The 10,962-nt window shown below is 46.4% G+C and carries 10 protein-coding genes, 1 pseudogene and 1 other annotated feature; of the genes and pseudogenes, 9 read left to right on the top strand and 2 right to left on the bottom strand.

The window, feature by feature from the left end:
• Nucleotides 1–218 (bottom strand): annotated as a pseudogene (locus BLP63_RS16965) (hypothetical protein); the annotation flags it as partial.
• 216 nt (nt 219–434) lie between these two features.
• Here BLP63_RS16965 and BLP63_RS08250 point away from each other — a divergent pair.
• The 9 genes from BLP63_RS08250 (at nt 435) to serS (ending at nt 9,512) form a co-directional block, all read left to right on the top strand.
• Nucleotides 435–1,112, top strand: a complete 678-nt coding sequence (locus BLP63_RS08250; protein WP_092590440.1) for a GntR family transcriptional regulator — start codon at nt 435–437, stop codon at nt 1,110–1,112.
• Between the two features lie 95 nt (nt 1,113–1,207).
• On the top strand, nt 1,208–1,720 hold the full coding sequence (locus BLP63_RS08245) for a transcription repressor NadR (RefSeq protein ID WP_207646437.1): 513 nt from the start codon (nt 1,208–1,210) through the stop codon (nt 1,718–1,720).
• Nucleotides 1,721–1,800: 80 nt separating this feature from the next.
• Nucleotides 1,801–2,712, top strand: coding sequence for a quinolinate synthase NadA (gene nadA, locus BLP63_RS08240; RefSeq protein WP_207646436.1), 912 nt, complete (start codon nt 1,801–1,803; stop codon nt 2,710–2,712).
• Nucleotides 2,705–4,213: an L-aspartate oxidase gene (gene nadB / locus BLP63_RS08235; protein WP_092590438.1), complete on the top strand. Its 1,509-nt coding sequence runs from the start codon at nt 2,705–2,707 to the stop codon at nt 4,211–4,213. The genes nadA and nadB overlap by 8 nt, the downstream gene beginning before the upstream one ends.
• Nucleotides 4,214–4,270: 57 nt before the next feature.
• Nucleotides 4,271–5,107, top strand: a complete 837-nt coding sequence (gene nadC / locus BLP63_RS08230; RefSeq protein WP_242870843.1) for a carboxylating nicotinate-nucleotide diphosphorylase — start codon at nt 4,271–4,273, stop codon at nt 5,105–5,107.
• A gap of 12 nt (nt 5,108–5,119) precedes the next feature.
• Complete coding sequence (locus BLP63_RS08225) at nt 5,120–6,142, top strand: PTS transporter subunit IIC (RefSeq protein WP_092590437.1); 1,023 nt, start codon at nt 5,120–5,122, stop codon at nt 6,140–6,142.
• 411 nt (nt 6,143–6,553) lie between these two features.
• The gene (gene murI, locus BLP63_RS08220) at nt 6,554–7,351 is read left to right on the top strand and encodes a glutamate racemase (protein WP_092590436.1); all 798 of its coding nucleotides are present in this window, start codon (nt 6,554–6,556) and stop codon (nt 7,349–7,351) included.
• Between the two features lie 204 nt (nt 7,352–7,555).
• On the top strand, nt 7,556–7,801 hold the full coding sequence (locus tag BLP63_RS08215; RefSeq protein ID WP_092590435.1) for a hypothetical protein: 246 nt from the start codon (nt 7,556–7,558) through the stop codon (nt 7,799–7,801).
• 114 nt (nt 7,802–7,915) lie between these two features.
• Nucleotides 7,916–8,126, top strand: a binding site (T-box leader).
• 111 nt (nt 8,127–8,237) lie between these two features.
• On the top strand, nt 8,238–9,512 hold the full coding sequence (gene serS / locus BLP63_RS08210; RefSeq protein WP_092590434.1) for a serine--tRNA ligase: 1,275 nt from the start codon (nt 8,238–8,240) through the stop codon (nt 9,510–9,512).
• A gap of 170 nt (nt 9,513–9,682) precedes the next feature.
• Here the strand turns inward: serS and BLP63_RS08205 are convergent, their stop codons facing one another.
• Nucleotides 9,683–10,861 carry a pyridoxal phosphate-dependent aminotransferase gene (locus tag BLP63_RS08205; RefSeq protein ID WP_092590433.1) on the bottom strand — a complete coding sequence of 393 codons (1,179 nt, stop codon included), beginning with the start codon at nt 10,859–10,861 and terminating at the stop codon, nt 9,683–9,685.
• Between the last annotated feature and the right edge of the window lie 101 nt (nt 10,862–10,962).

Here is a 10,962-nt window from a genome sequence, read left to right as displayed (position 1 = left end):
AGAATAATTTTTAGGAAGTTGACGAGATCAACGGCTGGCTTTCTGCCTTTTTGAGGCTTGGTGCTTGATATTGTGCTTAAATCCATCCTTTCGATAATTTTGCACGCCAGTCTGACCTTGCTATCTTCTGGTATTAATGTGCCCACACTAAAATTCATAGGCAGTTGCCAAAAGTGGACTTTCGGGGTATTATGATTTAGGGTTATTTGGTTCTGCATAAATCAATTATACCCTATCGGGACTGGCTCTTGGAGCCGGTCCTGATTAATTTTTTTGAACTAAAAAAGACAGATGGTCATCAAAAATTGATTTCCATCTGTCCCTTCTATTCGGGACTATTATGCAACAGCCCCTTTTTTTATGTATAGTTGCTTACCTACAAAACTAATGTTAAAATAAATCAGAGTGTACATACAATTAATGGGGGACCTCATATGGATATATTTGATCAGAAAAAGGAAAATAGATCATTAACCACAATTATTTTTGATCGTGTCAGAGATGATATTTTAAGTGGAAAGTACGTTACTGGAGAAAAGATTGTAGAAGCTAAGCTGGCTGACGAGCTCGGTGTGAGCAGAACACCTGTCAGAGAGGCTCTAAAGCAGCTTGAGCTGGATGGCTTGGTTGAGAATCTGCCCAACAGAGGTGTCATTGTAAAAGGCATTACGGATCAGGATATAGGCGACATTTATACTATCAGGCTTGCTATAGAGGCTATCGCCGCGAAATGGTCTGTTCATCGTATGGAAAAAGCTGAGCTGGATCAGTTGAGAGAGATTTTTGAGCTCATGGAGTTTTATGCCGCGAAGCAGGACGTTGATAAGTTCTTTGAATTGAATACTATTTTTCACGAGACCATATATCACGCTACTAAAAGTCGTTATTTGGAACATCTGCTTAAGGATTTTCAATTGTTTATCAAATCGACGAGAAATGCTTCTCTCAGGGTTGAAGGAAGAATGGACAAAGCCCTGGCGGAGCATAGAACGATCCTGGAAGCTTTTATCAGCAGGGATGAGGAACGTGCCGTTGAATCTATTACAAAGCATATTTCCAATTCACGTGCTAATGTGGATCGAACAAGAAATATAACTTTGGATCAAAGATAAAATTTAAGGGTGAACAAGAAGTTGACGGTAACAGTTTTTTATAAAGGCTGAGTTCGTCAGCTTCTTTGATTAAATACTGATGTGAGGTGTTGTTGTTGACAGAAGAAAGACGTATAAAAATTGCAGCTTTACTTCAGGAAAGTGAGGAAGCGGTTACGGGCTCGAGCTTGGCGAAGCGATTCGAGGTCAGTCGTCAGGTGATTGTTCAGGATATTGCTGTTTTGCGAGCTTCTGGCCTTCAGATTGTCTCAACGTCAAATGGCTACCTGATTCCTAAACCACGTCGTGGTGTCCACATAAGGACGCTGCAGTCGGTTCACAGTGGACTGGCGGCTTTGGAGGAAGAGCTGTCAATAATTGTGGAGTATGGTGGCAGAATCATTGATGTTATGGTTGAGCATCCTGTTTATGGGGAGATTGTCGTGGCGCTCATGATCAACAGCCGTTCGGATCTTGAGGATTTCATCAAGAAAGTAAAAGCTTCTGATGCAATGCCGCTGGCTTCTTTGACTGATGGAAAGCATTATCATACTATTGAGGTTCCAAATAGCGGCGTATATGATATAATTGAATCTAAATTGAGAGAACGAGGATTTATTCATTTATAAAGGATGGCAAAAAGCCAGCCATTTTTTTGCGGCAGGGTGACAAGACACCTGATTATACAACCAAAGGATGTGTACATAAAGTGTCAGTATTGTTGATCGAAAGAATTAAAAAGTTAAAAGCAGAAAAAAATGCGCTGATCATGGCGCATAATTATCAAATTCCTGAGATTCAGGATATTGCTGATATTGTCGGTGATTCCTATATGCTGGCTAAGTATGCCCAAACGACAGATAAGGACTGTATTATTTTCTGCGGGGTTCATTTTATGGCGGAAAGTGCAAAGATTCTCAATCCGTCAAAAAGGGTGATTTTGGCGAATCCTGACGCAGGATGTCCAATGGCGGATATGGTACAGCCTAAAGACTTAAAGGCATTTAAGGAGAAGTATCCGGGTGTTCCGGTGGTGGCGTATGTAAACACATCTGCAGAGGTTAAAGCTTTGAGTGATTTGTGTTGTACCTCATCCAATGCCGTCTCGTTAGTTAAGGGGCTGAAGGAGGAGAAGGTCATTTTTGTGCCGGACCGAAACCTTGGCACATTTGTTGCTGAGCAGGTGCCTGAGAAGGAGATCATTCTCTGGGAGGGCTTCTGCATTACCCATGAACGTGTTGAAGCAGAGGATGTCAAAAAGGCTGTTGAAGCGCATCCGGGCGCTAAGGTTTTGATGCATCCTGAGTGTAACCCTACGGTCTGGGGATTCGCTGATTTTATGGGGAGTACAGCTCAAATCATAGACTATGTGTCAAATTCCGAGGATCAGGAATTTATCATAGGCACAGAGGCGGGGATTTTACATTCTCTTAAAAAGGTAGCGCCTGAAAAGACATGCCATTTACTTTCAGATTGTCTGGTATGTCAAAATATGAAGAAAACTACCCTGGAAGACGTTGAAAAAGCTTTGTCTGGCGGCGTTGCTGAAATCCTGATGGATGAGGGTCTTAGGCTTCGCGCAGAGGGTGCCTTATTAAGGATGTTGAAACCAAATGATTAGGAGATACTTGACGGAGGTCGTTCTGGATGAGGCGTCACCTTACTATGACGTCGTGATTATTGGGGCGGGTGTCAGTGGACTGTATTTAGCTGCAGGACTGCCCCGGCATTATAAAGCGCTCGTTCTTTCAAAGGACAGTTTATCTGTCTGCAACAGTCAGCTTGCTCAGGGTGGCGTAGCATTGACGCTGAATGGAGAACTTAGCGGCCACATTGAAGATACGCTGGCAGCCGGCGCCTATGTCAATGATTTGCGCGTTGTAAAGGCAATGATCAGCGAAAGTGAAAGCGTTCTGAGCCGCCTGATCGTCTATGGGGTAGACTTTGATAAAAATGAAGGCAACGAATTGAACATGACTATGGAGGGCGGACATAAAAAGCGACGAATCGTACATTCGCGGGATACAACTGGGATGGCGCTGATGGAGGCTTTGATCAGGCAAGTTGAAGATCGTGAAAATCTCGATGTCCTGGAGCATGCCTTTGCTGTAGATCTGATCTCTGATGATTATGGGATCTTGGGAGTCTCCTACTGGATGAACGGTGAGATGCATTGTGTGGCTTCAAATACAGTTGTCCTTGCGACGGGCGGTATTGGGGGCTGGTTTTCAAGAACGACCAATGCGCCCGTTGTCACGGGTGATGGCCTCGCAATGGCGCTAAGAGCAGGTGTTCCATTGAGAGATGCCGCTTATATCCAGTATCATCCCACGGCATTTAAGCTAAAAGCGGGTGGCTATTTTCTGATTTCTGAGGCAGTCAGAGGGGAAGGCGGATTTTTGATTAACAGTGACGGCAAGCGTTTCATGAAGGGTCTTCACCCATTGATGGAGCTGGCGCCGCGGGATGTTGTTGCCAAGGCAATTCATGACCAGATGTGTGCCGGATCAAAGGTCTTTGTTGATGTCAGGCATCTCAGTGCCGGATTTTTTGAAACCAGATTTCCGAACATACACAAGGTTTGCGTGGAAAATGGCATTGATCCCAGGGTGACGCCTATCCCTGTAGAACCTGTGGAGCACTATCACATGGGTGGTGTCATGGCGGACAGCGTCGGTTCAACGGCTATCAAAGGACTTTTTGTCACGGGAGAAACGGCAGGGACAGGCTTTCATGGCGCTAATCGGTTGGCAAGCAATTCGCTGTTGGAATGCATGGCGTTGAGTGAAAGGATCTTAAGGACACTGGATGTGGAGGCTCCGAAACGCAGAATACTTGCGAATTATAAGGCGTCGCCGAAAACCAATGCGTCCTCTGGTCAGGCGGGTATTTCAAAATTTGCGCTTTGCGAGATTTTTGATTCTGCTCTTCCTTTGGTGAAGCACAGCGAAGTTCTTGAGGCTGCTTTGAAAAAGATCAAGGCATCGTTCGATGAGATTGAGGAAGCGCCTTTGTCGGAGCCTAAGGCTTTTGAAGTGTATAATGGGCTGCAGGTTGCTAAGGCGTTGATTTTGGATGCGTTGACGATTAAAACGTCCATCGGCAGCTTTGTTATTGAATAGTTGCTTAGTAGCGCTTGAAAAGCAGTATACTTTAAATAATGAAAGGAGATCCGTCATTTGATCACCAGAATGTTGAAAGAGGTTGTGGAGCGGGGTTTAAATGAAGATTTGCACTACATTGATTTGACGACAGATTTGCTGATCCCGGCAGAATCGGTCAGCAAAGCGCGGATTGCTTTTAAGGAAGAGGGCATTTTGTGTGGCATTCCTGTCATTGAGACAGTATTTGAAGCGCTGGCACCTGGTAAAATGAGGTATACTTATTATAAGCAGGAAGGCGATATGATTTTACAGGGTGAGGCTGTTGCGGAAATTGAGGGGCCTTCTCAGGCGCTTTTAAAGGGTGAGCGGCTTTGCTTGAACCTGATGCAGCGGATGTCCGGGATCGCCACAGTTTCCAGACGTTATGCGGACGCTGTGCGCCATACGCAAGTGAAAATTGTCGATACGCGTAAAACCACGCCCGGGTTGAGAGCGCTTGAGAAATATGCTGTCAGATGCGGTGGATGCTTCAATCACAGGTTTAATCTCTCTGAAGGGGTCTTGATCAAGGACAATCATATTCAGGCTTGTGGTGGCATCAGAGAGGCTCTTGAGGTCATCAGAGACAAAGTAGGCCATACGGTGAAGCTGGAGATTGAGGTTCAGGATTTAAAAGGGCTGGAGGTGGCAATCGCTGCCGGAGCAGATATTGTTATGCTGGATAATATGAGTGCTGCGCAGGTACGTGAGGCGGTGGCGCTAAATGACAAGCGTGTGGTGCTTGAGGCGTCAGGTGGGGTGACTCTGGAGACTTTAAAAACTCTTGCTGAGACAGGGGTCGATGTTATTTCCTCAGGAGCGCTCACGCATTCGGCGCGGGCCCTCGACATCCACATGAAATTTATAGGATAAGGGACGAAGAAGATGGGAAAAAAAATTAGGGATTATCTGATCAAGACTTTGAACGGCATGGCGCTGGGATTGTTCAGCTCCTTGATTATTGGATTGATTCTCAAGCAAATTGGGGATTATGGCGGTATTGAAGCATTGACAACGTTTGGCAGAGTAGCGCAATTCATGATGGGACCTGCTATTGGGGGCGCTGTTGCCTATAGTGTCGGGGCCAAACCCCTTGGCATTTTCGCTTCTATGGTGGCAGGCGCTGTCGGCGCTGGAACAGTAGGTCAAAACGCGGCGGGGGATTTCATAGTCAAAATTGGGGAGCCCATGGGAGCTTTCGTTTCTGCGCTTGCAGCAGCTGAATTTTCGAAGCTGATCAGCGGGAAGACCAAGGTGGATATAGTTGTGGTTCCTGCGACGACGATCCTTGTCGGTGGTCTGGTGGGTCTGCTTGTGAGTCCGGTAATTGCGGGGATTATGAAGTCCATCGGCCAGGTCATCAACATAGCGACGGAGCTGCATCCTGTGCCTATGGGCATCCTGGTGGCGGTCATCATGGGGATCGTGCTGACACTGCCTATCAGCAGCGCAGCCCTCGCAATTTCCCTTGGTCTTAGCGGGCTTGCAGCGGGCGCGTCACTGGTGGGGTGCTGTGCCCAGATGATTGGCTTCGCAGTGGCAAGTTACAGGGAGAACGGGATTGGGGGATTGATCTCTCAAGGCCTTGGGACGAGCATGATTCAAATTCCAAACATTATAAGAAACCCAAAAATATGGATCCCTCCAATCCTGACCAGCGCCATTTTGGGTCCTGTTGCGACTGTCTTTTTCAAAATGGAAAGCAATTCGGTCGGTGCGGGCATGGGTACCAGCGGCCTGGTCGGGCAGTTCGGGACAGTAGCAGCCATGTCTGAAACGGTTGGGTTTTCGACCATCATTATGAAAATGGGTGTGCTTCACTTTATTCTGCCAGCTATACTGACGCTGTTCTTTTCTGAATTCATGAGAAAGAAGGGCTGGATCAAAAGTGGGGACATGAAGCTCTAAGTGCCTTGTCTCGTGATCTTCTGAACGCGTCAAAAAACGACTAATTTACATTATTGAGAAAATGGGTGACGTCAGGGTTTTTGACTGGACTTTGCTCTTTTTCTTTTTACGGATAATAATATTTTCTCCAGTTTCCCGATCAAGCTTTCTATTAACGACTTATGCTAACCCCTACATCTTGTGGCAGTTTTCTATAATCTTGTGTCAAGGCGCTGGGGATGAAAAATACACTTTCGTTAATTTTACATGAATTTAGCTAAGATTATGTTAAACGCTATGCTCTTATCAACAGCCGAACTGTTGATAAGTTGATAAGAAGTTACAAATTTCATCTTTTAACGGTAAAGATTGCTTTTTTTTTGGCATGTATTATAATGACTGTGGACAACATTTTGGGAGGAGGACGTTCCAATGTCATTGTCTGATCAAGACAACAGGCCTGTTGGAATCTTTGATTCCGGTATGGGCGGGATCTCCGTTCTTGGCGAAGCCATCCAGCAAATGCCTAACGAGTCGTTTGTCTACTATGGAGATTCGGCGAATGCGCCTTACGGTGAAAAGTCAACGGCTCAGATCATTGCGCTGTCAGAGCGGGTTTGTGAGGTCTTGTTGGCCCATGATGTAAAAGCAATAGTCATTGCATGCAATACAGCGACTTCTGCGGCAGCGTCTCATCTTAGAAAAAAGTTTACCCAGATTCCAATTCTGGGGATGGAACCTGCATTAAAACCCGCAGTTCAAGACTTTCCAAAGGGAACGATCGTGGTCATGGCAACAGAGGTGACGCTGCGTGAAAAGAAATTCGCGGAGCTTATGCTTAAAACAGCTTCAAAAGCTAAAGTCATAAAGCTGCCATGTCCAAGCCTTGTCAGAATGGTTGAGCGGAGTGTTGTTTATGGGCCTGAGGCTGAAAAAGAGCTGAAGGCGTGCTATGATAATATTGACCTTTCGAGTATCGACGGTGTTGTACTGGGGTGCACACACTTCCTGTTCCTGAGAAAAGCTTTGAAGGGCTTGTTGGGCGAAGGCGTACATATTTACGATGGCAATGGCGGGACGATTAACAATCTTAAAGCGATATTGCTTCAAAAGGGCCAACTGGCTCAGCCGAATCACCAGGGCAGCTTTATTTTGAAGAGTTCAAAGGACGAGGCATACAACCAACAGATGCTTGATTTGCTTCGCATTTACGAGGAGGTTGCCCTTTGATTACCCGCTTTGGAAATGAAAAAAAGATTGGAATACAAGATAATTTTGTAGGATAGGTTGTGAATAAAATATGAAACAATGGCTAAAATGGATTTCGAAATTGATTTGGATTCAGGATGAACCCTCGCCACCCCTTGAAAAAATGTTGATGGGGGTCCACATACATAAAACGACTAAAATTTCAAAAATATTGAGGTAGGAGAAGTGGTGAAGGTAAATAATGAACAGAACTCTGAGACTTTGGAATCAAAGATCCAAACTTTGCTTGACCGTCAGCTCTTCGATGATATGGAGTCAAATTTAATCAGGCTGCGTTACGGGATTGGAATCGAGCAGCCGTTGCCGCCATCAGAGATTTCCAGAATCATGAAAATAAAGGCAAAAGCCCTTGAAGTCCTGGTGGAGCAAGTGGATCGCAAGATCTTCAACCAGCTTAAGAATGAGTTGTAGTTGATACAGTCCCGCTGTAAGGCAGCTGCGCTGCTGAGAAAAGTATACATAATTTTCACTCAATTGTAGTCTTAGACTTGCAGAATTAGACATCTTGTGCTATGATAAACACCAATCAAAGCATTGAAGAGGAGCAGTAAGCTGATCATCTGTCAAAGAGAGCCGGGCATGGTGGAATCCGGTACGTGATGAAGGCTGAATCCGCCTTGGAGCTATCCGGGTAATGCCGGACGCTTGACACGCGTTATAGTGTTATTGAGAGGACTTCGCGGTGAGCGGAGTCAATCAGGGTGGCAACGCGGAGAGCAAGTTCTTCGTCCCTATACCGGGGACGAGGGGCTTTTTTATTTGCCGCAGTTTTGCCGTTTCATGTCAGAACTGAAACAACGTTGAAGTAAAAGCGCAGTGATAAACATAAATTAGAGGAGGTTTTAATATGTTGGATATTCGCAGAATCAGAGAGGACTTTGACAATATAAAGGCCAAAGTTGAATCCAGAGGCAACGGTGATTTTGGCATTGACCAGGTACTGGTCCTCGACAATGAAAGACGGGAAATCCTGGCAAAAGTTGAAAAGATGAAAAACGAGCAGAAGACGGCATCCAAGCAGATTCCGGTGCTCAAAAAGAACGGCGGGGACGTCGAGGCGCTCATGGAAGAGATGAAGCAGCTTGCAGACGAGATTAAGACCCTTGACGAACGCGTATCCACCCTTGAGGCTGAGTTAAAGGATAGGCTCCTCAACATTCCAAACGCACCACACGAGAGCAACCCAATTGGCACAAGTGACGCGGACAATGCGGTATACAGAGTGTGGGGAGAGCCAACGACCTTTGATTTTGAAGCGAAAGCCCACTGGGATGTAGGTACGGATCTGGGGATTTTGGATTTCGAGCGTGCGACAAAAATCGCAGGGACCAGATTTACTGTTTATAAAGGGCTCGGTGCAAAACTTGAGCGGGCGCTGATCAACTTTATGCTGGACCTTCATACGGAGCAACATGGTTATACGGAGATTCTGCCGCCGTTTATGGTCAATCGCGCGGCAATGACAGGCACAGGTCAGCTGCCTAAATTTGAAGACGACATGTTCCACATTCCGGCGAAGGATTTTTTCTTAGTGCCTACAGCAGAAGTGCCGCTCACGAACTTATATCTCGATGAGATTATGGAGGATTCCATGCTGCCGCTGTATCATACAGCTTATACGCCTTGCTTCAGAAAAGAAGCGGGTTCTGCTGGAAGAGATACGCGTGGCCTGATCCGACAACATCAGTTCAATAAAGTGGAGCTTGTCAAATTTGTCAAACCGGAGAGCTCTTATGATGAGCTGGAAAAACTCCTCAATGAGGCCCAAGAAGTGCTGAAGCTCCTTAAGATCCCTCACCGTGTCGTTCAGCTCTGCACCGGTGACCTTGGCTTCAGCTCTGCGAAGACTTATGACATAGAAGTTTGGATGCCAAGCTATGGCCGCTATGTTGAGATTAGCTCTTGCTCAAATTTTGAGGATTATCAGGCGCGCCGCGCGAACATCAGATACAGAGATAAGGATACAAAAAAGGTCAACTTTGTTCATACACTTAATGGCTCTGGCCTGGCAATTGGCAGGACGAATGCTGCAATTCTTGAGAATTACCAGCAGGCGGACGGCAGTGTCGTGATTCCGGAAGTTCTCCGCCCTTACATGAGAGGTGTAGAAGTCATCCGCTAATGCGTTTGAGCCAAAATGAAACTGAGTGAACAGTAGCAGCGAGCTGGAGGAAGCTCCGGCGGCTTCCCACAGGAATAAGCAAGAAGACGGTGCCAGCAGGCCAAAGCCCGCTTACACCGTCTTCATTATTTTTGGGTGCTGCATTACATTATAATCAGAATCCAGCGTTATTATTTGAGTGAAGCTGCAAAGGCAGCCAGCTTGGCCATACCTTCTCTCAAAGTTTCCTCACTCGCAGCTGTGGACGCCCGGACATAATTGTCAAGGCCGAACGCGATGCCCGGTACGAGAGCGAGCTGGAATTTCTCAAGCAGCAGGTCACACACCTGAATAGAGAGGCTGTCAGACGCAGGCAGCTTGGACTTGAAGGCGCTGACATCAATAAAGACGTAGAACGCACCTTCAGGACGTACGAAATCTACGCCCTCTATCTCAGTCAGAAGGCCGCTGACGAGGTCGCGTCTCTTTGCGTAGGCGTTCTTCATTTCAATCATTTCTTCTTTGCAGTTGAGGGATTCCAGAGCGGCGTATTGGGAAATTGTAGCCGGATGGGATACCAGGTGACCCTGAATGGTAGCCATAGCCTTGGCGATTGGCCGCGTGCTCGCAGTGTAACCAATTCTCCAGCCTGTCATTGAGGTAGATTTTGACATGCCGTTGATGGTGATTGTCATGTCTTTGATGGCTTCTGACAAAGAAGCGACAGACGTAAACGCCTGATCAAAGACGATCTTTTCGTAGATCTCATCAGCAATGATGTAAACGCCTTTTTCTACCAGGAATTCAGCAATGGGCAGAAGCTCCTCCCGGCGGTAAACAGCGCCGGTAGGATTGGAAGGATTTGTGATAAAGACGGCTTTCGTGCGATCGCTGACACAGGCTTTAAGATCCTCAACAGTCACTTTAAAATCGTTGGCCCTTTGCGTCTCGACAAAGATGGGGACGCCACCAGTCAGTTTAACCATCTCGGGATAGCTGACCCAATACGGCTTTGGAATCAGGACTTCATCTCCCGGATCCAGCAGCGCCATCAGCGCATTGGTGATGGAGTGCTTCGCGCCGCTTGAAACGACAATTTCATCCAGCTTGTACTCGATATTGTTTTCTTCTTTGAGCTTGAGACAAATCGCTTCTCTCAGGTCGCGGAGCCCTTCGGCGGCGTCATATTTGGTCTTGTTCATCTCGATGGCCTTCATCCCGGCGGCTTTGGCGCGCTCCGGCGTGAAGAAGTCAGGTTCTCCAATACTCAGGTTGGTAATGGCAATACCATTTCTTTTCATCTCATTAACCTTAGTACTGATGCCGATGGTAAAGGAAGGCGTAATAGAAGCTAGCTTTTTGGACAGCAAATGAGTACCTCCTAACATGTTTTGCGGATCTGCTCATCAAACCAGCACAATTTGTGATAAAATAGTACCGTTGATGCGCATTCATTATGGATGTCATTATA

Source organism: Acidaminobacter hydrogenoformans DSM 2784, assembly GCF_900103005.1.
Taxonomy (GTDB): Bacteria; Bacillota; Clostridia; order Peptostreptococcales; family Acidaminobacteraceae; genus Acidaminobacter; species Acidaminobacter hydrogenoformans.
This window is presented reverse-complemented; position numbering and strand designations above follow the sequence as displayed.